The following is a 25,239-nucleotide window of genomic DNA, read 5'->3' on the forward strand; positions in this document are numbered from 1 at the left end:
TTTAAGTTTAAATGTTGTGATCAGTGAATAAAACCTTATTCACGAATCCAAGTTTGACTACGACCGAGTGCAGACACCCCGACATAACCTCTTAACATCAAGCGATTACCGTTTGAGTTGAGTTTGGCTTTCATGGAATAAATCTTACCTGTAAGTGGGTCAATAATTTTTCCACCGACATAATCTTCTTCACTGGTTTGTTTGAGATTTTTAAGAACATCCATACCTAAAATGGGCTTATTGGTATAAGGCGCTGGACAGTCTATACAGGTTTCTTTTGGAGTATAACCAGGACGTGGGGTAATTTTGATGATTTTACCGGTATATGTGCCATTGGCTTCTTTGCGTATTTCAAGCACAGCTTTAGATGAGCCAGTTTTATCATCGATATTTTTCCAAGTACCAGTGATATCTTTTGCCATACTGCTACAGCTTAAAACAGAAAATAATGTCCCTAAGATGAACTTATTAAACCTCATTTATTGATTCCTTATCAAAATGGGGGAAAGAATAGTTCATCTTAAGCTGAATAATTACTCTAGGCAATCATGTGAAAAGTAAACTAATTCACATTTATTTTATAAAAAGTATAAATGTTGGCAACCAGATGGCTGTGAACACCGCATTTACTGCCATTCCAAAGGCTGCATAACGACCTGCAACTGCGCCACGTTGCCAAGCTTGGGCCGTTCCGATGGCATGTGCAGCCAGTCCTAAAGCCAAGCCAGACGCACGTTCATCATTAATATTGCGTAAAATAATTGATGAAAATGCGGCTCCAATCACACCCGATAAAATAACGATCAAAATCACTAATGTGACTGGTGAGTGCAATAAAGTTGCAATATTGATTGCAATTGGCGTAGTCACAGCACGTGTGGCAAAGGCCATAATGGTCGGTTCCGACATATGCAGTAAATAAGCCAAGCTCATGGGTAATGCGACAGCACTGATACTGGCAAACACCAAGATCCCCACAACAGATTTCAGTGGTAAATCATCATAACGCATTGCGGCTAATGGAATAGCCAAGGCCACAGTGACATAACCGAGTAGGTGGCTAAATAGACCATTCATATCGGTATTGTATTTTTCATAAGGAATTTTAAAGATCATTAAAATTCCAATTACAAAAAACATGCCAATGACCAGAAGCGGAATTTGAGGAAAGCGTTTATTAATTGGTTTCGCTGCCAAATAGGCAATTAGCGTGATTAAAAACCCAGTGAGTACACTTAACATATCAGCCTCCTATAGCCACTTCTTCGCCATTTTTGCATAAATCCAGAGTGGAATCAGTGTGCTGACAAACATCACAACCAGAAATAAGGGGATCTCTTTTCCCATACTGACCAGCATGATTAATGAACCCGCACATATCGGTAGGAAGGCAAAGCCACTTTCTCTCATTAATTTATTATTGGTATCGACCAGACGGGCAGGGATTTTTTTGAATCTACGCCATAAAACCAACACAAACAGTAAGCTGAGTAGACCTGTTAAATTGCCCAATTCAGGATGATTAAATTGTGACATCACCAACACAGAAGCTTCACGAAAGAAGATGATAAGTCCTATTGTGAAGATCCATGCTTGCCAATCGATACCTTTTAACTGATCCATGTGTGTTTATTTATAAAAATTGATCTTTCACGTTTTAACCGATTTAGCGCTTTATTTCAAACTCTTCTAACGGCCTTTTAAATTGTTCTGCCTTATTTCCAAGGATTTCAACGAGCGGTAAATGTGCCTGATTGATGAGCTGTTCCAGTTTTTGTGGTGCCATGGCAACCACCAATTGTAAGTTGCCTTCATCATCATAATGCTCAGATTCGATGACGTTAAGATCGTAAAGTTGATTTTTTAACTTGCCATAAGCGGGTTTTAATTGCAGTTCAAAACGTTGAATTTGCCCCATCAAACATTCATGTACCGCTTTACGTAACAGGTCTAAACCTTGTTGTGTATGGGCTGAAACATAAACACGCTCAGGTTGGTGCGGTTTGGCATAAACGATTTTGGCTTCTTCTCCGCTTTGATCGATCTTGTTATAAACTCTTAATATTGGAACATCAGCACCAATTTCATTTAACACCGTTTCTACGGCATCAATCTGTTCCATAACATCTGGACTACTCGAATCGATGATATGTAGCAGTAAAGTGGCTTCTAAAGTTTCTTCCAAAGTTGCCTTAAAGGATTCGACTAAAGAATGAGCGAGATTGCGCACAAAACCAACAGTGTCTGCAAGAACAAGCGTGCCAATACCATCCCAATCTAAACGGCGTAAGGTTGGATCGAGTGTGGCAAATAATTGATCCGCTGCATAAACATCACTATTTGCTAAAATATTAAAAAGTGTTGATTTGCCTGCGTTGGTATAACCGACCAAAGACACAGTTGGAATATTGGCTTTTTGGCGCGCAGCACGGCCTTGAATACGTGTTTTTCGGACTTTTTCCAAACGATCTTTAAGCTGTTCCATGCGGATGCGTAATAGCCGTCGATCTGTTTCAAGTAAGGTTTCACCAGGTCCACGTAGACCAATACCGCCTTTTTGACTGTCCAAATTGCTACGGCTGCGGACTAAACGTGATGAAAGGTGATCTAACTGAGCCAATTCAACTTGCAGCTTACCTTCATGGGTACGGGCACGCTGCGCAAAAATATCCAGAATCAAACCAGTACGGTCAATCACACGACATTTTAAAATACGTTCTAAATTACGTTCCTGAGCGGGTGACAGTGCTTGGTCGAAAATAACCAACTCGACTTCATCTGCCTCAACTTGTTCAGCAATTTCTTCTGCTTTACCTGAACCAATAAAGAATTTAGGATCGGGTTTAATCCGTTGTACGCTTAAATGCTCTAATATATCCGCGCCCGCAGATTTAGCCAGTAATCGAAATTCTTCTGCATCAAGATCTTCTAAGATTTGAACATTCACACTGACTAAAATGGTTTTTTCACCACCTTGATTTTGATCAAAGTATTCCACAGATTGTAAAACTCAGACATTAGATTAGAAAAATCATTCTAAAGGATATTCTGTGTTAAATCCTAAGCCGTATGCAAAGTATTGCAATAAAATTATAAATATATGAATTTATGGTGAAATCTTAATTTGGGTTTTCCTGTTGTTTTAACAGGGGAGTTAAAATTTAGTAAAAATCCATAGCTGCTTGATGGCGCGTAATTTTGCCACAATTTAGCGTTGAGCTGATTTGGCTATTCATTTCGCACAGTAAATCAATGTTGTTGTCTTTAATGATGAATGCAAGTTGATTTAGATATGTATACAATAGTGTCAGTTTAATATGACATACATTTTGTTTAGTGAATATCTATGACTCAACAACAAGCAATCAAAAAGTCAAAATCATCGAAATTAAGTGCTTTATCTAAAGTCTTTTTGTACAGTAAAAAACTGGCATCAGGAACATCTGCTGTTGCAGAAGGCTTTTATCTGGTTTACCGCCATCAACTCTATAAAGATCCCAATAATCCTAAAAATACCCGTTATGTTCAGTATTTTTGTCGCCGTTTAAGTGAAGTATTTAATGTCGATGTGCGTGTACATGGTGATATTCCGCGTGAACCAGCATTGTGGGTGAGTAATCATATTTCATGGTTGGATATTGCTGTTTTAGGTTCAGGGGCGCGGGTATTCTTTTTAGCGAAAGCTGAAATTGAAAAATGGCCAGTTTTTGGCAATTTGGCTAAAGGTGGTGGAACCTTATTTATTAAACGTGGTTCAGGGGATTCGGTGCGTATCCGAGAGCAAATCGCTGAGTTCTTAAGTAAAGATATTCCAGTGTTGTTCTTTCCTGAAGCAACCACCACTGATGGTTCAAAAGTCAAAAAAGTACATGGTCGGATCTTAGGTGCAGCAATCGAAGCCAAGAAACCCGTACAAGTATGTGTGATTTGCTATGTAAATCAACACGGGAAATTAGATACCGTGGTACCTTTTATTGGCGAAACCACATTTGTTGAACATGTTCAAGCTGTGTTGGAAATGCCAAAGGTTGTGGCGCATCTCAAAACCTTTCCTGCGATTGCAACAGAAGGGCATACGGTTGAAAGCCTGACGCAACAAGTGCAAGTGATGATGCAAAAAGGTTTGGAAGATCTACAGAAAGAAGTCCTAACAGATTAACGATCTATTCAAAATGATGTCTCTGACTGTTTTGAATAGGCCAAGGGAAGCTGTCTGCGAGAGTGTGTAGGTTTATAAAACGTCTTTACTCAGCAGACAGAATATTTGTCACTGGAGCATAGTCATAACGAGGATTGTTCGAAAAAGAAAAAGTTAGGACGCCTGATTCCAGATTCAAAAATACAGTGAAGGCATTATTTTTTCTCAACGATATTGCCTCACTCATGCTCAACGTTTTTTAGATATTATACCGATCAATATTATTAACTTGACATAAATAAAATGGTTTTTGCTTTTTCCATCAGCCGATTTTACCTGACATCGCTATCGCGTTTGGCGGCATGGATGCCGCCGTTGGTCAAGGGTGATAAGGATATCCCCTTTGACCAACAAAGGGCTTTTGCTACTTTTCGCCCGAGAAAAGTAGAGCATCGCCTACGCAAATCGATCTAAACTTTTCTTAAAATATAAGGCAGTGAAAACACCATGTATTATGCAAATTTTCATGAATGGTCTTACTTTGCTTATTGAGTGCTTATACCATATATGTGAAACTATTCAGGATTACATAAAGCCCTCAATCGGCAACCAAGAAATCACCTTAATTCCTGCTTTTTGCCACCACTTCATTTTTGGCTCTTTTCTTAAAGTGACAATACCTTGAGGCGTTTCTTTGAGCCAGTTGATTTTATTCTGTGAATCTAAAACCAGCTTATAAGCATATTTTTTTAAATTATCGTCCATAGTTTTATGTACGGCAATCGCCAACGGTGGACTGTTGATAATGACCCCAATCTCAGTATTTAAGTTGGCTGAACGCGGGTCGAAATTAAATGAGCCAATAAACACTTGTTTATTATCTACAGCCATCAGTTTGGCATGCAAGCTAGAACGGCTTAAGCCTTTTAAGCTAACTTTGGCTTTCTTTGAGATTTCTTCTGAATTGGCATAGAGATTTTCTTCAGAAACGGCAGGCAGAAACTCATAAAGCTCGACCCCATTTTTTAATAAGTTATCTCGATATTTTGCATAAAATGCATGCACCAACGCGACATCATTGGCTTTGAATGAATTGGTCAGGACACGTACCTTGACGCCCTCATCTGCTAACTCGACCAGTTTCTTTGCGCCTTTTTTTTGCGGAACAAAATAAGCAGAAATCAGATCAACATTTTGAGTCGGGATATCTAAGCGTTTCACCATTTGGAAGTTAAGATGCTGTTCTTTTTTGGCCTTGGCCTGAATTTTATCAGGAGCATCTTTGACCACCTCTGCTTTGACCCAATCCAGTTGAATATTCTGATTGAGCCACTGATCAAAAGCATGGGTACGATTACTTAAATTCAAATAATTTTGAACCGTAATTTCTTGGTAATGGTGGGTCAATTGTTCTTTTAGACTGTCATAACGTAAGGTGTAGGTACTGTGATTGACAATATTTCTCACCGGATAAGCGTAGCTATGATTCCAGTATTCATCAAAGGAGTGGGTAATATCATCTACCGCTTGCCCCACCAACATCACATCTACATCTGAAAATTGGTAATTGTCACTGACGTTATAATATTGATTACTCATATTACGTCCACCAATTAATGAAATTTGATTGTCAGCAGTAAAGGTCTTGTTATGCATGCGACGATTGATACGTTTTAAATCCAGCACCATGTCGATGGGGCGAATACTTCTAAAACGGTAAGGGTTAAAAAGTTTTACTTCAATGTTTGGGTGTTGATCTAAGGCGAGATAAACCCCTTCCATTTGTTTGGCATTATTATCATCAATCAGTAAACGAACTTTAACACCGCGATCTGCGGCTTCAATAATTTTGTATAAAGCCAATGAGCCAATTTTGTCATTGTCCCAAATGTAATATTGCAAATCTAACGTTTTTTGTGCTTTTTCAATCAAATTGATGCGTGCTGCGATCGCTTCCAGTGGATCATACAGCACGTGATAACCAGTTAACTCTGGGTTTTGCGCTTTTAACGGGGAAATAATTTGCGCCAAAGGAGTGTCTTTGGTTTCTATATCATAGGCATATTCGGGTGTAATATTTTCTTGTCGAGGAAGGGTTGAACAGGCAGAAAGGCTGAGTAATAGGCAAGAACCAATCATCACCCAAAATTTTGACACATGGTGATTGTGAGCTTTTTGCTGTAATTGGGTATTACGATTGATCGTTCTTTGCATAATATTTTCTAAGATTTCTCAGAGCTAGAGTATAATTGCCTGAGGATATATTGACAATTCGTCGATGTTTGCCGAAATGCAATCCATTTATGAAATGCCAATGTAGCCTTTTCAAAAGATAAATAAAGAGATGACAAGTACACGCGACTTGCGAGATTGAATATGTTTCCAACCCTAACTGTTACATCAATTTTTTATCTCTGCTTCATTGTGCTTGCGATATGGGGAATAAGCCAAGCATGGTTAAGTCAATCTAGAACTGAAACGATCCATCCTTTTAAGTCTTTCGTCCATTTACTGGCATTCTACCTGTCTTATTTATTAATTCCGTTGTTATTTTTTAGCATTTATGCAGGATATATCGGAAAATTCTCATTACATGAAAGTATTTTTATTTTCTTGCTCAGTGCATTGCTGATTTATGCACGCTTTATTGAACCACATCGAGTTCATGTTCAGCATATACAATATTCGTTGGGGCAGGAGAAAACCTTCACTCAACCGATTAAAGTTGCGTTGCTTGCAGATTTACACATTGGTCTGTTTTCTGGACATGAGCGACAGCTTAAAACAATTGTCAAAAAAATTAATTTGGCTCAACCCCATTTTGTCGTGGTTGCAGGGGATTGGACCTATGAACCTGAAAATAAATTGGTTGAAGAACTGGCGATTTTAAAACAGATCGAAGCTCCGGTTTATTCAGTAAATGGTAATCATGATGAGCAGTATCCGGGACCACCGATTCAAGCCTTATTGGCCAGTGCCTTAGAGGCCAATAACGTTATGGATATTGAAGGTAAAATTGTTGAATTTGATGATTTTCGCTTAATCGGTGTCGGGGACTTATGGGCAGGCAAGGCGGATATGCGTTATATGCCCGATTTACCTCAAGACAAACCGTGGTTAATTTTGTCACATAACCCCGATACGGTAGATATGGTGCCACAGTTGCCTACACGTCCGTTGATGCTGTCTGGACATACTCATGGTGGGCAAGTTGAATTGCCGTGGTTGACCAGTTATGTGATGAAAAAAGTTTCTATCCTCGGTCATAAACGAGGCTTGTATCAGCATGAAAATGCCGATGTATTTGTCAGTGTCGGTACCGGTATGGTGGGTGTGCCTTTTCGGTTTAGAGTACCACCAACCATTGATATTATTGAGCTGAGTTAATTTTCGTACTAATCAATCATGTTTTAAAATAGTAAAAGGCTGCAATCCCAATCAAAACAAGAAACCCAATCAATAGCAGCATGCTGCTGGACTTATTCTGATGACTCAAGTCTTCCACCCCTGAGGTTTGAACCGAAGCGTGAGTAGGGCTTGTTGAATCATAAGATGAAGACTTTGCTTGTGATGAGGTATTTTGCGTCTGTCCTTGCATAAAATTTTCGGCAAATTTGGATAAAGCATCTGGTTGAGTCAAATCGATTTGGAATTGTTTTTTGATCTCTTGCCAGTCGGGATGTTGATCATTGATTTCAATGGTTTTACCATCCTGATTGGTCATTTTCACCGTACTTGATGAAAAGTTGAATTCGAAGGAGTTGCTTTCATTTTTTATATTCGGCATTTCGCCTGATAAAATTTGAGGGTTTGCTTTAAAAGCCTGAAGCGCATCTGATGATTCGTATAGGATGCGGACTAATTTTTTTGCTGCGGTTGGATCTAGTTGAAGTTGTGCAATAAGGAATTGTTCTGCTTGTTCTGTTCGATGGTGTTCAAGCAGATCAAGCAATGTTTGTAATTGTGTTTGATTCAATTGGTACATACGCACCTCGAATAATTTAAATGCTGAGGACAATAGCGTTTAGTTGAATGGCTTTCTTTTGGCTGTTTTAAACTTTATTCGTCATCCTGCATTGCACATTCAATTTTATTGCCATGTTAAATTTTATCGCGGTGTTGCATCTTATTGCTTGATAAAAAATTGATAGGCAATCACAGCAACAATCACAATAACAACAATGCGTATAAAAATAGCTAAGCCTTTTTTCTTGGTTTGATCTTCAATACCGACAGGTTGGGTTGTTGCGCTGGATGGGCGGGGAATTGACTGAACATTATGTGTCGAATTGACAGCGCTATCACGTGCTTTGGCTTTCATTGCAGCAATGTAGGCAGCAGCCGAATCATATGTTTCACCTTGCGTAAAATGACGCATAATTTCATCCCAGTCAGGATGATGTTCATCAATCAACACTTTTTGATGATCTTGGTATAACACATAGATTTCACCAGTTTCAAAATTCGACTGAATTGCTTTATAGCGAGGATGCTGACTGTCATAAAAATCATCATCGAACTGAAACTGATTGATTGCTAAATTGGGATTTTCAGTGAGCTGTTCTACAAAGTCTTTGGCATCTTTTAGCCCAAGGTTTGAATTTTCCATGACCAGTTTAATCGCTTCAATTTTACGATTTTGTTGGATCAGGACAAGAATGTCTTGTTGAGGAATTTGCAAGTGTATATCACGGGAACTATCACTTTGAGCTGTATCTGCAAATGCGAAGTTGTATGCGCTTTCTGTCAGATTTTCTACATAATCCTTGGCTTCTTTCAAGCCTAAATCTGAATGGTCTTTGACCCATTTAACTGCTTCAACTTTACGACCTTGTTGAATCAGTAACAGAATTTCTTGTCGTTGTTGTGGGTTAAAGTTTGGCATCATGCACCTTTCATTATTGGTTTAATCATCAATGAATATTGATCAACAACAGACCCTAATCATAGAATTAATTCAATTTTTATTACAAATTGATGCCAAATAAAAGTAGTAATTTGTGTGCGAATAGGCAATATTTTAAAACTGTCATAAAACTTTGCTATTGTAAAAGTCATAATATTTATAACCTTAAAAGAGGGCTTGGCCATGACTCGTGATTTTGAAAAATTCCCAGAAGATGATAACGGTAATCTACTTTGGCAAATGCACGAAGATGGTGATGATTTAGAAGAGGTACATGAAATCGAGTTTTCTGTGTATTTTAAAACACAAGAACTCGCTGAAAAATGTGCAATCTATCTTTTACACGAAGAGCAAAAAATTTCACTGTATTTGGATGAAGAAGTGCAACCCAATGAATGGGTGATTACGGTATATGTTCATCTGATTCCAGACTACGAAGATGTTGTTGATTTAGAGCAATGGTTTAGTAAAATTGCTGAGCAGTTTGAAGGTGAATATGATGGTTGGGGATGTACAACCTATATATTTGATGATGAAGACGATGAAGAATAACAGTCTTTAGATGACGCATATTGTTTTAAAAGCATATCCTTGTTGATATGCTTTTTTTTAAGTTTCAGACTACTCAAACCATACAAATGAAAGCTTTGTACAGCGCTAAACTTGATTTTCAACAACAATAATAGTCAAGGAAATGAGTATGAGTAATACGGTAAAGTTACATCGCGTTTTTAGTGCACCACCAGAGCGAGTCTATAAAGCTTTCTTAGACCCAGATGCAATTGTAAAGTGGATGCCTCCACATGGTTTTACAGCAAAACTTCATCAAATGGATGCAACGGTTGGTGGTTCTTATCGAATGTCATTTACCAATTTCTCTACAGGTACAATCCATTCATTTGGTGGAACTTATGCAGAGCTGATTCCCAACCAACGCATACGATATTTTGATCGATTTGATAATCCTGAACTCGCTGGCGAAATTGAAGTAATCATTGAAATAAAAGGTGTGCTTGTCGGAACGGAAGTCAATATTACCCAGTCAGGTATTCCTAAAGTGATTCCTGTTGAGGCTTGTTATTTGGGATGGCAAGAGTCTTTGCAATTACTTGGTCTCTTGGTCAATCCAACAATTCCAGATCAATAAACTTGCGTGAGTGACCTATAAACTATCGCTATAGATCTCTTTGGTATTTATATCATTCATCTATCATCCATTAAACGGGCAATACAATTCAATCATTGATTGCCTGAGTAAGCACCAAGCCTCGTCTATGTTTGCAGACGCAGGCTAAGCTTTGATGGGGACAAGGTGTTTTTATGACCCCATTGTCACTTTGCACAACTATATTTCTCATCATTTGGAATAATTTTAGAATAACTTCGGTTCGGAATAACAATGACGATTTATAGCAAACGAATTTATGATGCGGTTTTAGAAACAGATGGTCAACGAATTCTGGTTGATCGCTTGTGGCCACGTGGTATTAAAAAAGACGATGCTAAGATTGACTTATGGCCGAAAGAAATTACCCCATCAAATGAACTCAGAAAATGGTATCACGAAGATAGCGAAAACCGTTGGGATGAGTTTCAACAACGTTATCGCGTTGAATTATCACAGGTTACAGTACAGTTAGAAGAACTGCGGAAACTTATAGCACAAGGTCCTATAACCTTATTAACGGCGGCCAAAAATCAAGGGCGAAATCATGTCAGTGTTTTGCTGGATGTGTTAAATCATAAAGCCTAGTTTTAATGATCACGGTTGATTTTAAATTATTCCTTATATTTATTATGGTTTTTAAGTTGATGAAAAATCTTAAAATGCTATGATTGTGATTTGAACCAAAGTTGAGCTTATTATGTCTTTGCCACATTGTCCAAAATGTAATTCAGAATATACCTACCAAGATAGCGATTTATTGATTTGCCCAGAATGTAGCTATGAATGGAAAGATGGCGAGCAAGTAACAGCAGATGACAGCGTGACGATTAAAGATGCTGTTGGCAATATCTTGGCAGATGGCGATTCAGTGACAGTGATTAAAGACTTAAAAATTAAAGGTTCTTCTGCAGTGGTTAAGGTAGGAACTAAAGTCAAAAGTATTCGTTTACTGGTAGACAGTAATGATGGGCATGATATTGATTGTAAAATTGATGGCATAGGTCCCATGAAATTAAAGTCAGAATTTGTGAAAAAAGCTTAATTTTTTTGAGGTTCATCAATGATCACAGCAATTCAACTGTGATCATTTTTTTGTCTATATCATTTTTCTCGAATAATAATTTTTGAGGTCAGTTCTGCTTTGGAGCTAACGCCTAACTTTTTCATTAAATTTGCTTTATGCACTTCTATGGTCCGATGCGACAGCTCTAATTTTCGTGCAATTTCTTTACAAGTAAATCCATTGACAATCAATTGAGTAATTTCTGATTCACGTTTAGTCAGTTTTTGCTTAGAAGACAACACCTGATCTTTACGTTCAAAATGCCAGACCATCAATTTAAAGGGGTCTTCAGGTGTTAAGGTTTGCCCATGGGTATGTGTCCAAAAGATTTCGCCATTTTTGTGCTGCATAAAGCGCTGATCAGAATAATAATGGCTTTTTTTTAACAATAAGCTTTGCAATGCATCATTCCCGACCTTTTCATAATCCTCAAGGCTAGGAAAAATTTTGACTATGGATTGCTCAATTAATTCACCACGCTCATAGCCAAACAGATTGGCAAATGCAGCATTCATTTCCATCATGTGGCGATAACTTAATACAACAATCGGTGCAGGGCTAAAATCAAATGCGATTTTATTATAGTTCATAATAAGCATCCTTACTTAGTATAATAATGAATATAACGCGATAGCGAGAAATAACAAGTATTCGATCGTTGATTTTTTATAATAGGATGAAAACTAAATAGATTATTTTTGTGTTGTTATACATATAAATTTAGTATTTTGAATAGTTTGTAATGGATCACATTTTTTATATTTAACTTTAGTCTATATTGGTGGATTTTTGTATAAGTAATTGTATTTGATTTATTTTTTGAGTTTTAAAAACTACTTAAGTAATTAAGGGTGTTGACTGAAAAAAGCAATTGATTCACATTGATGATAAGAAGCACTCAGGTTATTTAGAATTTTTTATCAGGATAAATCAATATTAATCTTGGCTTCTTATTTTAAGTTATTTGTGTAAAAAGAATTAGATCACCTTAATAAATATAATCAGGATGGATTATCTCTAAGGTGATGAATGGATGACAATACTAAGAATTGGGCGAGGTAGCGATGGAGCATATACAAGGATCAGGTCCTCAACAACCGAAAAAGTCTTCACACCGTCTGGCGGGTATCTCCAGCATGGTTGGAACGACAATAGAGTGGTACGACTTTTTTATTTACGGTGCAGCCGCAGCATTAATTTTCAATAAACTGTTTTTCCCCAACCTTGATCCATTAACAGGTGTCTTGGCTGCGTTTGCCACATACGCTGTTGGCTTTATTGGACGTCCGTTGGGAGGCATTATCTTTGGTCATTTTGGGGACAAAATTGGTCGAAAAACCATGTTGCTAACCACACTGATTATGATGGGGATTCCGACCGTTTTAATTGGTCTATTGCCAACCTATGAAAGTATTGGATATTGGGCGACATTTTTTCTGGTGATTTTACGTTTTGTTCAAGGTATGGCAATGGGCGGCGAGTGGGGCGGTGCCGTGTTGATGGCTGTGGAGCATGCTCCTGAAGGCGGTAAAGGCTTTTGGGGAAGTTTGCCTCAAGCAAGTGCTGGTGGTGGTTTAATGTTGGCCTCGATTGCATTGGGTTTGGTTTCACTTTTACCCGAAGCAAGTCTATTTAGTTGGGGCTGGCGTCTGCCTTTCCTTGCCAGCATTTTATTATTAGGTGTGGGTTGGTATATCCGTGTCAAAGTGCCTGAGTCACCAGATTTTGAAAAAGTAAAACAACAAGCACAAGAAGTTAAAGTTCCAGCAATGCAGGTCTTTAAAAATCATCCGCGCGAATTACTCACGATTATCTTTGCCCGTGCTGCTGAAAATGCATGGTTCTATATTGCCTCTACTTTTGCCTTAGCCTACACCACAACCAAATTAGGTATTCCTCGCCAAGACATTTTGTTTGCAACGATTTGTGGTGCAGGCTTAATCATGGTGATGACGCCATTATGTGGACATCTATCCGACAAAGTTGGGCAGCGTAATATGTTTATGTTTGGTCTAGTGGTCCTTGCATTGTATTGCTATCCGTTCTTTAGCATGTTGGATACCAAGGACCCAGTCTTGGTATGGACCGCAATTGTTTTAGCAATCGGTGTGGTGTTCCCGATCATGTATGCGCCACAGTCTCAGTTATTTGCTCGACAGTTTCCTGCCGAAATTCGCTACAGTGGCATCTCGATTTCAGTTCAATTCGCAGGTGTATTAGGCGGTGGACTGGCACCATTGATTGCCACCAAATTACTAAGTATTGGTAATGGTAGTCCGCATTTGATTATTACCTACATCATGAGTATGGCGATTTTCGCAATCTTCTGTAGCTTCTTTATGAAGCGTGATGATCTTAGCCCCGCGAGACAGCGTAAATCAGTGAAAAGCAAATTGTCTGTTTAATGCAAAGTAGTGATTCAAAGCAAAGCATTGCAATCAATCATTCAATTTACCACGCTTAATTTTCAGGAATGAATATGAATATTTCCTTTATCGGTCTTGGGAATATGGGGCTTCCTCGCTAAAGCGGTCATGGAAAGACCGACTTCAGTAGCATTTTAAATTTAGTTTCAGTCGCAATGTGAAGGAAAAATCAGGATGAACACTTTGATCGGACATTATATTTCAGGTCGTCATATCACAGAAACTCAACATTCAGGCCCAGTATTTAATCCCTCTACAGGTGAAGAAATTGCGCGTTGTGCTTATGGCGATGCAACCGTGATTGATACTGCCGTAAAAGCTGCGACATCAGCAAATGCAAAAAAATGGGCAAAAGCTTCACATGCTACACGCTTGCAAGTTCTGTTTAAATTACGTGAATTAATGATTGCCAAAACAGCTGAATTGGCAGAAATCATTGGTCGTGAACATGGCAAAACCATTGCCGATGCAATCGGTGAAATTGGCCGTGCGATTGAAGGAATTGAATTTGCCTGTAATGCACCGCAGATTACAAAGGGTGAATATGCACGTAATGTTGCAGGCGACATCGATGTGTTCTCTGTACGGGTTCCTGTGGGTGTGGTGGGCTGTATTACCCCGTTTAATTTTCCCATCATGATTCCTGCTGTCATGATGGCCATGGCTGTTTCTGTGGGGAATTCAATAGTTTGGAAACCGTCTGAAAAAGTGCCTTCGGCTGCATTATTTTTTGCAGAGTTATGGAAAGAAGCCGGTCTTCCAGACGATGTATTTAATGTTGTACAAGGGGATAAAACAGCAGTCGATGCATTACTTGAACACCCTGAAATCGCAGCTGTGAGCTTTGTGGGTTCTACCCAGATTGGTGAATATGTTTATCAAAAAGGTACCTCACATAACAAACGTGTTGCAGCATTTACTGGTGGGAAAAATCACATGGTGGTGATGCCTGATGCCGATCTTGAAGCGGCTGCAAATGCCTTTGTTTCAGCAGGGTTTGGTTCAGCCAGTCAGCGTTGTATGGCGGTATCATTGTTGATTCCCGTAGGTGCTGAAACGGCAGATCACTTACGCCAACGTATCGTAGAAAAAATCAAAGCATTGAAAGTTGGAGCATACAATGATCCGACTGCAGATTTTGGTGCGGTGATTAGTGCGCAATCGCAACAATCTGTTTTAAAGGCAATTGATCAATGTATCGCAGATGGTGCTGAGTTGGTGGTGGATGGTCGTGATTTTAAACATCCAGAGTATGCCAACGGCTATTATATTGGTCCGACTTTATTTGATTATCTATCTATGGATATGGATTTTTATCAACAAGAAGTTTTTGGCCCAGCGCGAGGAATTTTACGCGTCAATAGTTTAGATGAGGCAATTGCTGTGACCAATAGCCATGAATATGGCAATGGTTCGGTGATTTTTACCCGTGATGGAAAGTCAGCACACCGCTTCTTTATGGAGGTTGAGTCCGGCATGATTGGTGTTAATGTGCCTGTACCACTCCCAGTGAGTTATTTTAACTTTGGTGGTTTGCGACGTTCAAAATTTGGTGAGTCGCATTTATATGGTCCAGATGCCGCTCGTTTCTATACCAAGTTAAAATCTGTTTCACAAAAATGGCCTGATCCTGAACAACAAGATCAAGCCATTTCTTTGGCATTTAAAATCACCTAATTGACTTAATGTCGATGATCAGCCAGCAGATGCTGGCTTTTTTAGCTGTGAGTGAAAGTCAGATATATTGAGTGTTGTGTTCTTTATAATGTTGCGCTATGAGTAAACCGTCCCGAAACATTGCATAGATCAAGAACTCAAAGCTGCAAGTCGATTGCACTGTGCAGCTTTGTTCATCCCTTAAATATTATTGGCTTGCTGCAATTCCGATTTTTTTAACATTTAATCGTTGTGCTGCTGCCATTACCATTGCCACATCCTTATATTCAGTCAGTTTATCGGGCTGCACTTTAATCGGATCTTGATCTGATTTCTGTGCAACACCTGCAAATAAAACTTCTAGCGCTTGTTTATTTTCTACAGCTTGATCATTCCAAAAGACTTTACCTTGAGGGTCAATACGTAAGGTGACTGGCTCAGGTGGCTTCTCATTGGTTGGTGGTGGTGCGCCATTGGGCAAGTCAATATTGATCGCATTATTTGGAATTGGGATGGTGATAATAAACATAATCAACAACACCAACATCACATCAATAAGTGGTGTCATATTGACATCTAACATCACATCATCATCGTCTTTATTGGCACCTACATTCATACCCATAAACTGTTCCTTTTTTCGATTATGGTGCGGCAACAGGTGTCGTGACAAACGCGATTTTGCCGATACCTGCTTGCTTAGTAGCACTAATGACTTCATCAATCGCTTCAAATTTTGTCACTTGATCACCACGAATATGTACCTCTGGCTGTGGGCGTTTTGCTGCCTCAGCCTGTAAACGGTTGATCAGTGTATTTTTATCTGCGATATACTTTTCGTTCCAAAAAATATCCCCCGCTTTATTGACGGCGATTTGTACATTAATCGGCTTGGTGACATATGGTGTATTTTTTTCCTCAGGCAACTTGACTGGAACCGTGTGAATGGCAACGGGGACGGTGATTAAAAATATAATCAGCAGAACCAGCATAATATCCACCAAAGGTGTGGTGTTAATCGCAGAAATTACATCATCTTCGTCATTGCCTGAATTGACTGTCATGCTCATAATAGATACCTCATTTATTTCGCATCACCACTGTTTTTGATCTCGCCACTGAGTAGAACAGTATGTAAGTCAGAACCAAAAGTACGTACATTATCCAATACTGCTTTATTACGGCGGGTGAGCCAGTTATAACCAAGTACCGCAGGCACGGCTACAGCAAGACCGATTGCAGTCATGATCAGTGCTTCGCCGACAGGTCCAGCAACTTTATCAATAGAGGCCTGACCCGAAATGCCAATTGCAGTAAGTGCATGATAGATTCCCCAAACTGTACCGAACAAACCAACGAATGGTGCGGTAGAACCGACAGTTGCAAGAAATGCTAAACCACCACTTAAATGACTTTGGATTTTATCAATTGCACGTTGAATCGACATTGTGACCCAAGTGTTAAAGTCGATACGTTCAAGTAGGTTTCCGCCATGTTTTTTGGTTGAGTTAATGCCTTTTTCAGCAATAAAACGGTAGGCACTTGCTTCGCCTAGTGTTCCCGCAGCGCCGTCAATTGATGCAGCATCCCAAAATTTGGCTTCAACTTCTTTACCTTGACGCTTAATTTTTGCCTGCTGAATAAACTTGGTCACCATGATGTACCACGTTCCAATCGACATCAGGACCAAGATAAATAAGGTTGATTTAGCAACAATATCACCTTCGCGCCATAGTGCTTCTAAACCGTAAGGGTTGTGAACAGCTTGTGTTGTTGCTGGTTTAGGTGGTGGTGTATGTGTTTCACTGGTTGTTGTATTGGTTGCCGTTACAGTCGCAGGCGTTGTAGTGGTTTCTTCTGCAAATACACTAGATACAGGCAGTAGGGTGCTTGCAGTCAAAATCCCAACAGAAGCAAATAGTCGTACAGATTTCAGCGTTTTATTCATCATTTATCTCCAAATTTTTATTTAATTGATTACTGCAATACAAATTCATAAGGTATGTCGTACCAAGAATCTTGAGGTTCACCATTCTTTAACGCAGGTTTAAACGTACATAAGCTATAAGCTTTCGCAGCCGCTTTATCTAAGCTTTTACTCCCACTCGATTTTTTAACTTTGGCCTCTTTAACTTTTCCATCACTACCCACAAATACCGAAATAAGCACTTCACCTTGCTCTTCATTTTGTAAGGCTTCACGCGTGTACCCTGGTGCTTTACAACCCGCTTCTCCACTCGATACACCGCGTGTTTCACCTGCAGGTTTGGGTTTTGCAGGTTCAGGTTTTGCTGTCGTTTCTGGCTTTGGCGTCGGTGTCGGCTCAGGACTTTCTGAGGTTTTTGGCGTTGCTGTGGGTGTCGGTGTAGCCGTCTGCTTTGGTGTTGCTGTAGGTTTTTCCATTGGTTTTTCAGTCGGCTTTGGCTCTGGTGTTTTCAACACTTTCTGCACCAACTTTGGCAGTTCTGGTGGCTTTTCAATGGGTTTAGGTTTTTCTGGTTCAGGTTTTTTGTCCTGAATAATCAGTAATTCAACAGGTTCATCCGCTGGTTTTTCAACTGTCTTGGATAAACCCGTAATCAAGCCATAGAGAATGATTAGATGCAGTAAGATGACTGCTCCAATCCCGATCAGGCGTTTGGAAGAATTATTTTCTAATTCTGAAAAATTCTTGCCCATTGCTACTCCTGAAATGAGAGACAAACAATAAATAGTAAAAGAGAGACGATAAAAAAATTCTGTTCAATTCTTTTGTTTGGCTAAGTGAATGAATCAATTTCGCAAACACCATGACTTGATTAGGCCTAGACAATGTTTGCGAAATGCACAATTAGAATTTATAAGTTGCTCTGACGTAATATGCGCGACCAGTTGGGTCTGCATAACTAGAGTCATAACCGTATTGGAAGTTATCAGTCACGTTGGACGCAGGCGGATCTTGGTCAAAGATATTTTTGATCCCACCAGTGAGTTCTAAGTTCTTGAATCCGCTATAAGTGCCCGCAATGTTATAGAGGATATAGTCGCTAACTCGATGGTTATCATATTTGGCTTCACCAATAGAATTTGAGTCTTTATAACCACGGCTAAACTGTTGCTCAAAGATCATTTTCCAGTTGTCGTAACTCCAATTGACATTGGCAACATGTTTCCAGCGGGAATAGACTTGTTGGTTATAATAGCTACCTGCACGGCTGATCCATTCACCGCCTTTCTCTTCTTGTTTGTCATATTTAATGACATAGGTCCCATCAATACCAAAACCAAAACGTCCTGTTTTAGTCACAGGCGTAAGATAGTTCAAACTTAAATCAACCCCTTGAGTTTTAATTCCACCCATATTGATCAAAGTGGTACTCACATATTTGATTCGTCCATCTGCATCTCGGACAAATAAGCTTGAATATTTACTTGGGTCAGCAAAAATAATTGAATCGGTAATCGTATCAATCAGATTGTCTACTTTGATGTTGTAGTAATCTGCTGTAAATACCAGATTTTTGATTGGCTCAAACACAAGTCCAGCAGTATAAGATGTTGACTCTTCAGCTTTTAAGTCGGGATTTCCACCTTGCATACGTTTAAATTGAACATTACATTCAGTTTGGTATTGTGGTGAAGTTGCAGTACCACCGGGGCAGAGCACAGGGTCATTGTATTTTGAACCTGTAAAGGTCTGACTTTGAGGTGAGTTGATGTCATATAAGCTTGGTGCACGGAAACCTGTGCTGTATGAGGTACGGAACATTAATTGCTTTAACGGTTCCCAACGTAAAGCGACTTTTGGATTGAAGGTATCGCCAAAATCACTATAGTCATCATAACGTGCTGCAAGCTGCGCTTCTAAATTGGCTAAAATCGGGATATGTAATTCAGTGAATACTGCAGAGATATCTCGATCACCCTTACTCACAGGTTTATCTGGATCTATACCGCTACTAGGTACTTGTCTGACGATCTCAGCATTAATTTTTTGATCCCAATTTTGTTTGGTAAAACTACCACCTAAGGCAAATCCAACCTCACCCGCGGGTAGTGTATAGATTGGACGAGATACAGTGACATCAAAAGAGGTTGAGTCTAAGCTGGCTTTATTAGTATCCCCATTGACTTCAAAAGATTTCCAAATATTAGCATCAGCGGAAGGGCCAAATGGATTGAGTGAACCGTCATTTAAAGCAGCTTGAACTTTACTTTGATTGAGGTAACCCGCATTAAAGCTATCGGTTGCTTCACTTTTTGCATAGGTTAAACCTGCATTGATATCCCAACCATAAGCTTCACCCTCAATTCCTGCAAATGCACGATGTGAGTCATTGGTTGTTTTGCCTGAACGGTTTCCACCTTGCGAACGCAGATAGAGTTGTAAATCTCCATCGCTGAGTCCAGTTACTGCGGGGACAATGCCTTTGCCAGGATAATATTGACTTGTCGAGGGTAGAGTGACTGAACGGCTATATACATCAGGCGCGATCGAAGTGGTAACTTCGTTACGCGAGAAGATATATTCTCCAATCAGATTAAATTTATCTGAAAGTTTAAAGGTTCCGCGGCCAAGTGCTGAAATTGTTTCAACTTCTGGGGTAATCCCAATCAGTGCTTGGGTATTGAGATAACATAATCCGCCATCGGCAGCGACATTTGGTGTGTTATTACAATTTGTATTGCCGTATGGATTTGCCAAAATATTGTTTTTGGGATCAAAAATATTTGCTGGGAAGGCATTTGCTGAGCTGGCATCTAGGCCGAGCTCAGGAATTACACCACCACGGCGACTGATCTTGCGGTCTTTTGCCATGATATTGTTGGTTCTACGATAATCGACTACACCATAAATGTTAAAGCCTTGTTCATCCAGATTGCCATAACCCCCAAAGATGGAAATATCTTGTTTATCACCACCACTGGCTTCGGGTTGAGTTGCACCCACACTGATGTTGAGACCTTCAAAAGATTTTTTGGTTATAAAATTGATGACACCACCAATTGCATCGGCGCCATAAACCGCAGATGCACCGTCACGGAGAACTTCGATACGTTCAACCATTGCCATTGGAATAATATTGAGGTTGGTGGTTGATGTACTAAACGGGCTATAAGCCAGACGACGACCATTCAATAAGACCAGGGTTTTATCTGTGCCTAATCCACGTAAATTGGCTGATGAACCCTCGGTATTACTTGCCCCCACATTTTGAGAGGTAGAAAAACCAGCTTGGTTGGAACTGACTTTGGTCAGTGCTTCTTCGACAGTGGTTACCCCTTGTTTGGCTAGATCTTCACCTTTAATAATCGTAATGGGAGAAGCACTTTGAGCTGCAACCCCTTTAATTGAAGACCCTGTAACGGTGACTTTGGCTACTTTTATTGGCTGTGTTGTTTCTTCAGTTTCTGCTGCATGCGCTAGCGATAGGCACATCATACTTAGACTAAGCGTACTTAATTTTAGTAACGTTTTCCCCATCGTTGGCGATCCCAAAGTGCAAACATTTTTGTTTACTTTCATATTTTCAGACATCCGTTTTTTTTTGTACTTAGCGATATTGCTGCATTGCTTTCTAGCAATTCAAGTGCCAACTATCTAATTATATGTTTTAAAAATATACAAAAAAATGATAAGAATTTACGTGACTAGTGTTTAATCTCCTTATTCATCCGTGACTTGATAGTAGAAAAATAAGTTTGGAAGTCGCCCTGATTAATGTTAATACAATATGAAGATGTGATTAAAAAATACTCAATAGACTTTAGTTTTTCTTTATATTTGGTTGTTAATTAAAGAGTTTAACTATATTTAATGAGTGGTATAACTATTAATTATGGCTTTATTTTTGCTATTAATTATTTTAAATCAAAAGATTAAATGAGTATTTATAGTGTTTGATAAAATAAGTGATCAATTTTGGAACGTGTGTGTACTTAAATTGTGCATTATGAGTAGTTCTGATAAATGATATCTGAATTTAATATTTAGATTGGTGCTGAAGATGACGATAGGATGTCAGTCACAGATAATCATTGAATAAATGTGATTTTATTACGGTAAAAATAAACAAAATTTAGAAGAGGTAAGTGTAGTGGCATGATATTCGCTTTGTATTTAATACTGTTATATCGTTCAATTTTTCACTATTGTTAATTTAACGTTCTGGTTCGGCACCAAAGCAGCAATCGACAGGATGATGGTGCTGCCAGTATTCTGTTTAAATAATTTGATGAATAAAAATACATAGGTGTGAATTTGGAATCCAAGCTTTTACAATTTGCGTTGTTGGTCGGTGCAATGGGTTGTGGGGAAATGGCGATTGCGAAAACGCCTGCACAACCGAATAAAATCCTGAATTTGGCTTTTGAAGCACCAGATGATGGTTTTGATATGGTGAAAACCTATAATTTCTACAGTGGAAATATTGCGGAGGCGATATTTGAACCCTTACTCAAATATGATTATCTGGCTCGTCCCGTGGTATTGGTGCCCAATACGGCACAAGCCTTGCCAAAAATAGAACAAGAGGGCAAGGTCTATACTTTTAAAATACAACCCGGTATTTATTTTACCGATGATCCTGCGTTCAAAGGCAAACGACGTGAGCTGACTGCCCAAGATTACATTTATTCGATTCAACGTGTGAGTGATCCGAAAAATCATTCGCCTACCTATTCTTTTATTGATGGCAAAATCCAAGGCTTAGAGCAAGTGGTTGCCAATGCGAAAAAGACAGGCAAGTTTAATTATGATGCGCCCATTTCAGGGCTTAAAGCTTTAGACAAATACACCCTACAATTCACCTTAACCCGTGCAGATTATAATTTCCCTTATATTTTGGCCTATGTCACTTTTAGCGGAACAGCGCGTGAAGTTGTTGAGTTTTATGGTGATCGTATCGGGCAGCATCCTGTAGGTACAGGCGCTTATCAACTGAGCAAATACGTACCACGCAGTAAAATTGAGCTGGTGGCAAATCCTGACTATCGTGGCTTTATTTGGAATTATAAATCGACAGGAACGGCATGGGATAACCAACTTGTCAAAGAGATGTCGGGTAAAAAAATGCCCCAAGTCGGTAAGGTTGTCGTGAGTATTATTGAGGAAGAACAGTCAAGGTGGTTGGCATTTAAGTCAGGTCAATTGGATTTTGACAAATTAACTTCAAATGCGGTTCCACAGGCTTTAAACGGCACACAATTAAAACCAGAACTTAAACAGCAGGGCATTCAACATTTTCCCAATAAAGACCCTGAAATCACCTATACCATGTTCAATATGAAAGATCCGATTGTGGGGGGGTATAGTCTAGATAAAATTGCACTACGCCGTGCTATTACCTTGGCATATAATCAACAGGAAGCGATTAAGCAACTTTATAAAGGTCAAGCGGTTAGAGCTGAAATGTTGGTACCAGATGGGGTACAAGGGCACAATGCTCAATATAGAAGTAGTGTTGCCTATAACCCGTTATTGGCCAATAAATTACTGGATCGATTTGGTTATAAAAAAGGCAAAGATGGTTATCGAACTTTACCCAGCGGGAAGCCGTTTACGCTGAAATATAATACTGAAAATAGCTCAAGCTCAGTCATTCATTCTGAGTTGTGGAAGAAAAACTTAGATGCTATTGGGGTGCGTGTTGAATTTAAGGTCAGTAATTTTGCCGATAATTTAAAAGAGGCCATGCAGTGTAAACATATGATTTGGGGTGGGGCATGGATTGCTGATTTTCCTGAAGGAGAAAATTTTGCCCAATTGCTTTATGGTCCAAACTCAGGCAAAGGAAATTTAAGTTGCTATCAATCCAAAGCTTATGATGCACTGTATCAGCAAGCGTTAACTTTACCGCCACAACAACGAACGCCGTTTTATGAAAAAATCAGTCGGCAGATAGAGGCAGATAACCCTTGGATTATTCATAGTACCCGTATTCGCAATTGGCTGTTGCAACCACAAGTTCAAGGCTATAAAGCACATCCAATGATCAATACCGTTTGGCAATACCTTGATGTTCAGCCAGTTAAAAAATAACCAGATGAAGTTGAATAAAATGATGAAGGATGATTTAAAGCAAAAGTTAAAGCAGATTGGGGTTAGTGCATTCTTGGGCGGTATGCTCCTGACAGGCACGATGAATGTATTTGCCAAAAGCCCAGCGGATCCAAATAAAGTTTTACGTTATGTTTTCCCCGTTGCAGAAACAGGTTTTGATCCAGCAGGCACCCAAGATCTTTATTCTGCACATGTGCATAATTCAATATTTGAAGGCTTATATACCTACGATTATTTAGCAACACCCGCCAAATTAGTCCCCCGTACCGCGGTGAGCCTGCCTGAAGTCAGTGCTGATGGTTTAACCTACACCTTTAAAATTCAAAAAGGTATTTATTTTGCCAAAGATCCTGTATTTAAAGGCAAAGCCCGTGAATTAACCGCGCAAGACTATGTTTATTCTTATAAACGGTTGTTAGACCCTAGCTTGCATTCGCCCAATAGTTGGTTGTTTGATGACAAAATTCTAGGCATGGACAAAGTGCTTGAGCAAGCTAAAAAAACAGGCAAGTTTAATTATGATCTACCTGTTGCGGGGCTTCAGGCCACAGATCGTTATACCTTGGTGATTAAACTAAAACAAGTTGATCAAAACTTCCCAATGTTGTTGGCACATCAACCAGCTGGTGCAGTGGCACGAGAAGTGATTGAACACTATCGAGATCGGTCTGGTTTTGCCATGGCCCATCCTGTCGGAACAGGTCCCTATGTCTTGGCAAAATGGACACCTGGCTCACGGATTATCCTGAAAGCCAATCCAGATTATCGTGGTTATGTTTGGGATTTCAAAGCATCCACGCCAGAAGATCAAAAAATTGTGGATGCGATGAAAGGCAAAAAAATGCCGCAAATCGGTGTGGTCGATATTCAAGTGATGGAAGAATCACAATCACGCTGGTTATCATTTAGTAAAGATGAAACTGATTTATTTGTGTTGGATGGTGATCTCAGTGTTCAAGCCATCCAGGATGGTCAGCTTAAACCCGAACTTGCTAAAAAAGGTATTCAACTTTCCCGTATTGCCGATCCTTCAATTGATTATTATTACTGGAATATGCAAAACCCTGTTGTTGGTGGTTTGAGTAAAGAAAAAATTGCTTTACGCCGTGCCATGGCAATGGCCTTTTCACCTGATAATCAAATTAAGATTTTGATGAAGGGTGATGCACAACGCTTACAATACCCCATTCCTTATGGGGTGATTGGGCATGATCCAAACTATAAAACCAGTATTCCTTATTCCGTTAAAGCGGCCAATCTACTGTTAGATCGTTATCACTATAAGGTTGCTGCCGATGGCTGGCGTACCTTGCCGAATGGCAAACCCTTGCTGATTGAATTAACTGTTTATGGAAATAGTACACGTAGTCAGCAAAGTGCTGAATTTTGGAAAAAGACTTTAGACAATATCAAGGTCAAAATGACCACCAAATCCTTGCCTTTTGCGGAAGGTTTAAAAGCTGAAAAACAATGCAAAACCATGTTTAAGGGATCAGCTTGGATTGCCGACTATCCCGATGCCGATAACTTTATGCAGCTGTTTTATGGAAAGAATATCCATGCAACCAATAGTGCATGTATGAAAATTCCTGAATATGATCGCTTATATGAACAAACCCAAAAATTGAAACCGGGTCCTGAGCGTGATGCTTTATATCATAAGATGGCGCGAATATTAGAAGTGTATATGCCGGTACAAATGGCATCGACGCGTTATCGCAATGCTTTGGCGCAACCGCGTGTCATCGGCTTTAAAAAGCATCCGATTATTCCATCGGAATGGATGTATTTTGATATGAAAAAATAACCTCTATCAAAAGCTTAAAAATAAACAGATTGAA

The 25,239-nt window shown here is 39.3% G+C and carries 23 protein-coding genes; 10 read left to right on the forward strand and 13 right to left on the reverse strand.

Going from position 1 to position 25,239, the window contains the following annotated elements; genetic code table 11:
• Positions 1 to 35: 35 nt before the first annotated feature.
• From AC07WY_RS10440 to hflX, 4 genes are all read right to left on the reverse strand, one after another.
• Complete coding sequence (locus tag AC07WY_RS10440; protein ID WP_004819221.1) at positions 36 to 479, reverse strand: DUF2147 domain-containing protein; 444 nt, start codon at positions 477 to 479, stop codon at positions 36 to 38.
• Between the two features lie 94 nt (positions 480 to 573).
• Complete coding sequence (locus AC07WY_RS10445) at positions 574 to 1,242, reverse strand: LrgB family protein (protein ID WP_004722933.1); 669 nt, start codon at positions 1,240 to 1,242, stop codon at positions 574 to 576.
• A gap of 9 nt (positions 1,243 to 1,251) precedes the next feature.
• Entirely contained in the window at positions 1,252 to 1,623 is a 372-nt protein-coding gene (locus AC07WY_RS10450; protein ID WP_034610058.1) for a hypothetical protein, read from the reverse strand.
• 43 nt (positions 1,624 to 1,666) lie between these two features.
• Positions 1,667 to 2,998 (reverse strand): ribosome rescue GTPase HflX, encoded by a 1,332-nt coding sequence (gene hflX / locus AC07WY_RS10455; protein WP_419334956.1) that lies wholly within the window; start codon positions 2,996 to 2,998, stop codon positions 1,667 to 1,669.
• Between the two features lie 348 nt (positions 2,999 to 3,346).
• On the opposite strand from hflX, the gene AC07WY_RS10460 reads away from it, so the two are divergent.
• A complete protein-coding gene (locus tag AC07WY_RS10460; RefSeq protein WP_419334955.1) occupies positions 3,347 to 4,159 on the forward strand; it encodes a lysophospholipid acyltransferase family protein in 813 nt (270 codons plus the stop codon).
• A gap of 564 nt (positions 4,160 to 4,723) precedes the next feature.
• On the opposite strand, the gene AC07WY_RS10465 is transcribed toward AC07WY_RS10460, so the two are convergent.
• Positions 4,724 to 6,352 (reverse strand): phospholipase D family protein, encoded by a 1,629-nt coding sequence (locus AC07WY_RS10465; protein WP_262085147.1) that lies wholly within the window; start codon positions 6,350 to 6,352, stop codon positions 4,724 to 4,726.
• 162 nt (positions 6,353 to 6,514) lie between these two features.
• On the opposite strand from AC07WY_RS10465, the gene AC07WY_RS10470 reads away from it, so the two are divergent.
• The gene (locus tag AC07WY_RS10470) at positions 6,515 to 7,525 is read left to right on the forward strand and encodes a metallophosphoesterase (protein WP_494736331.1); all 1,011 of its coding nucleotides are present in this window, start codon (positions 6,515 to 6,517) and stop codon (positions 7,523 to 7,525) included.
• 16 nt (positions 7,526 to 7,541) lie between these two features.
• On the opposite strand, the gene AC07WY_RS10475 is transcribed toward AC07WY_RS10470, so the two are convergent.
• Together AC07WY_RS10475 and AC07WY_RS10480 are read right to left on the reverse strand one after the other, a co-directional pair.
• Positions 7,542 to 8,123 carry a hypothetical protein gene (locus AC07WY_RS10475; RefSeq protein ID WP_419334952.1) on the reverse strand — a complete coding sequence of 194 codons (582 nt, stop codon included), beginning with the start codon at positions 8,121 to 8,123 and terminating at the stop codon, positions 7,542 to 7,544.
• Positions 8,124 to 8,264: 141 nt separating this feature from the next.
• Positions 8,265 to 9,026 (reverse strand): ribosomal protein L7/L12, encoded by a 762-nt coding sequence (locus tag AC07WY_RS10480; RefSeq protein ID WP_494736332.1) that lies wholly within the window; start codon positions 9,024 to 9,026, stop codon positions 8,265 to 8,267.
• Between the two features lie 201 nt (positions 9,027 to 9,227).
• On the opposite strand from AC07WY_RS10480, the gene AC07WY_RS10485 reads away from it, so the two are divergent.
• The 4 genes from AC07WY_RS10485 to AC07WY_RS10500 all read left to right on the forward strand — a co-directional run bounded on the left by AC07WY_RS10485 (position 9,228) and on the right by AC07WY_RS10500 (position 11,254).
• Positions 9,228 to 9,596: a ribonuclease E inhibitor RraB gene (locus tag AC07WY_RS10485; RefSeq protein ID WP_004722917.1), complete on the forward strand. Its 369-nt coding sequence runs from the start codon at positions 9,228 to 9,230 to the stop codon at positions 9,594 to 9,596.
• Positions 9,597 to 9,744: 148 nt separating this feature from the next.
• On the forward strand, positions 9,745 to 10,191 hold the full coding sequence (locus AC07WY_RS10490; RefSeq protein WP_004722915.1) for an SRPBCC family protein: 447 nt from the start codon (positions 9,745 to 9,747) through the stop codon (positions 10,189 to 10,191).
• A 252-nt stretch (positions 10,192 to 10,443) separates the two neighbouring features.
• A complete protein-coding gene (locus AC07WY_RS10495; RefSeq protein ID WP_494736333.1) occupies positions 10,444 to 10,797 on the forward strand; it encodes a DUF488 domain-containing protein in 354 nt (117 codons plus the stop codon).
• A gap of 112 nt (positions 10,798 to 10,909) precedes the next feature.
• Positions 10,910 to 11,254, forward strand: a complete 345-nt coding sequence (locus tag AC07WY_RS10500; RefSeq protein ID WP_034610071.1) for a zinc ribbon domain-containing protein YjdM — start codon at positions 10,910 to 10,912, stop codon at positions 11,252 to 11,254.
• 59 nt (positions 11,255 to 11,313) lie between these two features.
• Here the strand turns inward: AC07WY_RS10500 and AC07WY_RS10505 are convergent, their stop codons facing one another.
• Positions 11,314 to 11,865 carry a PAS domain-containing protein gene (locus tag AC07WY_RS10505; protein WP_494736334.1) on the reverse strand — a complete coding sequence of 184 codons (552 nt, stop codon included), beginning with the start codon at positions 11,863 to 11,865 and terminating at the stop codon, positions 11,314 to 11,316.
• Between the two features lie 474 nt (positions 11,866 to 12,339).
• Between AC07WY_RS10505 and AC07WY_RS10510 the strand changes: the two genes are divergently transcribed.
• Both AC07WY_RS10510 and AC07WY_RS10515 read left to right on the forward strand, forming a co-directional pair.
• On the forward strand, positions 12,340 to 13,680 hold the full coding sequence (locus tag AC07WY_RS10510) for an MFS transporter (protein WP_034610073.1): 1,341 nt from the start codon (positions 12,340 to 12,342) through the stop codon (positions 13,678 to 13,680).
• Positions 13,681 to 13,875: 195 nt separating this feature from the next.
• The gene (locus AC07WY_RS10515; protein ID WP_004722906.1) at positions 13,876 to 15,378 is read left to right on the forward strand and encodes a CoA-acylating methylmalonate-semialdehyde dehydrogenase; all 1,503 of its coding nucleotides are present in this window, start codon (positions 13,876 to 13,878) and stop codon (positions 15,376 to 15,378) included.
• Between the two features lie 187 nt (positions 15,379 to 15,565).
• Here the strand turns inward: AC07WY_RS10515 and AC07WY_RS10520 are convergent, their stop codons facing one another.
• The 5 genes from AC07WY_RS10520 to AC07WY_RS10540 all read right to left on the reverse strand — a co-directional run bounded on the left by AC07WY_RS10520 (position 15,566) and on the right by AC07WY_RS10540 (position 20,863).
• Positions 15,566 to 15,982, reverse strand: coding sequence for an ExbD/TolR family protein (locus AC07WY_RS10520; RefSeq protein WP_494736335.1), 417 nt, complete (start codon positions 15,980 to 15,982; stop codon positions 15,566 to 15,568).
• Positions 15,983 to 16,001: 19 nt separating this feature from the next.
• Positions 16,002 to 16,427, reverse strand: a complete 426-nt coding sequence (locus tag AC07WY_RS10525) for an ExbD/TolR family protein (protein ID WP_262085154.1) — start codon at positions 16,425 to 16,427, stop codon at positions 16,002 to 16,004.
• A 14-nt stretch (positions 16,428 to 16,441) separates the two neighbouring features.
• Complete coding sequence (locus AC07WY_RS10530) at positions 16,442 to 17,308, reverse strand: MotA/TolQ/ExbB proton channel family protein (protein WP_262085155.1); 867 nt, start codon at positions 17,306 to 17,308, stop codon at positions 16,442 to 16,444.
• A 26-nt stretch (positions 17,309 to 17,334) separates the two neighbouring features.
• Positions 17,335 to 18,036: an energy transducer TonB gene (locus AC07WY_RS10535; RefSeq protein WP_494736336.1), complete on the reverse strand. Its 702-nt coding sequence runs from the start codon at positions 18,034 to 18,036 to the stop codon at positions 17,335 to 17,337.
• A gap of 151 nt (positions 18,037 to 18,187) precedes the next feature.
• On the reverse strand, positions 18,188 to 20,863 hold the full coding sequence (locus AC07WY_RS10540) for a TonB-dependent receptor (RefSeq protein ID WP_494736337.1): 2,676 nt from the start codon (positions 20,861 to 20,863) through the stop codon (positions 18,188 to 18,190).
• 723 nt (positions 20,864 to 21,586) lie between these two features.
• Between AC07WY_RS10540 and AC07WY_RS10545 the strand changes: the two genes are divergently transcribed.
• Positions 21,587 to 23,377: an ABC transporter substrate-binding protein gene (locus AC07WY_RS10545; RefSeq protein WP_494736418.1), complete on the forward strand. Its 1,791-nt coding sequence runs from the start codon at positions 21,587 to 21,589 to the stop codon at positions 23,375 to 23,377.
• A gap of 19 nt (positions 23,378 to 23,396) precedes the next feature.
• Positions 23,397 to 25,205, forward strand: a complete 1,809-nt coding sequence (locus AC07WY_RS10550; protein WP_390883695.1) for an ABC transporter substrate-binding protein — start codon at positions 23,397 to 23,399, stop codon at positions 25,203 to 25,205.
• Positions 25,206 to 25,239: the final 34 nt, after the last annotated feature.

This window comes from Acinetobacter sp. GW821-FHT01C12 (genome assembly GCF_059422625.1).

Coding starts and splice junctions, on each gene's coding strand:
- AC07WY_RS10440 (WP_004819221.1), bottom strand. CDS start 479: ATGAGGTTTAATAAGTTCATCTTAGGGACATTATTTTCTGTTTTAAGC.
- AC07WY_RS10445 (WP_004722933.1), bottom strand. CDS start 1,242: ATGTTAAGTGTACTCACTGGGTTTTTAATCACGCTAATTGCCTATTTG.
- AC07WY_RS10450 (WP_034610058.1), bottom strand. CDS start 1,623: ATGGATCAGTTAAAAGGTATCGATTGGCAAGCATGGATCTTCACAATA.
- AC07WY_RS10460 (WP_419334955.1), top strand. CDS start 3,347: ATGACTCAACAACAAGCAATCAAAAAGTCAAAATCATCGAAATTAAGT.
- AC07WY_RS10465 (WP_262085147.1), bottom strand. CDS start 6,352: ATGCAAAGAACGATCAATCGTAATACCCAATTACAGCAAAAAGCTCAC.
- AC07WY_RS10470 (WP_494736331.1), top strand. CDS start 6,515: ATGTTTCCAACCCTAACTGTTACATCAATTTTTTATCTCTGCTTCATT.
- AC07WY_RS10475 (WP_419334952.1), bottom strand. CDS start 8,123: ATGTACCAATTGAATCAAACACAATTACAAACATTGCTTGATCTGCTT.
- AC07WY_RS10480 (WP_494736332.1), bottom strand. CDS start 9,026: ATGATGCCAAACTTTAACCCACAACAACGACAAGAAATTCTGTTACTG.
- AC07WY_RS10485 (WP_004722917.1), top strand. CDS start 9,228: ATGACTCGTGATTTTGAAAAATTCCCAGAAGATGATAACGGTAATCTA.
- AC07WY_RS10490 (WP_004722915.1), top strand. CDS start 9,745: ATGAGTAATACGGTAAAGTTACATCGCGTTTTTAGTGCACCACCAGAG.
- AC07WY_RS10495 (WP_494736333.1), top strand. CDS start 10,444: ATGACGATTTATAGCAAACGAATTTATGATGCGGTTTTAGAAACAGAT.
- AC07WY_RS10500 (WP_034610071.1), top strand. CDS start 10,910: ATGTCTTTGCCACATTGTCCAAAATGTAATTCAGAATATACCTACCAA.
- AC07WY_RS10505 (WP_494736334.1), bottom strand. CDS start 11,865: ATGAACTATAATAAAATCGCATTTGATTTTAGCCCTGCACCGATTGTT.
- AC07WY_RS10510 (WP_034610073.1), top strand. CDS start 12,340: ATGGAGCATATACAAGGATCAGGTCCTCAACAACCGAAAAAGTCTTCA.
- AC07WY_RS10515 (WP_004722906.1), top strand. CDS start 13,876: ATGAACACTTTGATCGGACATTATATTTCAGGTCGTCATATCACAGAA.
- AC07WY_RS10520 (WP_494736335.1), bottom strand. CDS start 15,982: ATGGGTATGAATGTAGGTGCCAATAAAGACGATGATGATGTGATGTTA.
- AC07WY_RS10525 (WP_262085154.1), bottom strand. CDS start 16,427: ATGAGCATGACAGTCAATTCAGGCAATGACGAAGATGATGTAATTTCT.
- AC07WY_RS10530 (WP_262085155.1), bottom strand. CDS start 17,308: ATGATGAATAAAACGCTGAAATCTGTACGACTATTTGCTTCTGTTGGG.
- AC07WY_RS10535 (WP_494736336.1), bottom strand. CDS start 18,036: ATGGGCAAGAATTTTTCAGAATTAGAAAATAATTCTTCCAAACGCCTG.
- AC07WY_RS10540 (WP_494736337.1), bottom strand. CDS start 20,863: ATGAAAGTAAACAAAAATGTTTGCACTTTGGGATCGCCAACGATGGGG.
- AC07WY_RS10550 (WP_390883695.1), top strand. CDS start 23,397: ATGATGAAGGATGATTTAAAGCAAAAGTTAAAGCAGATTGGGGTTAGT.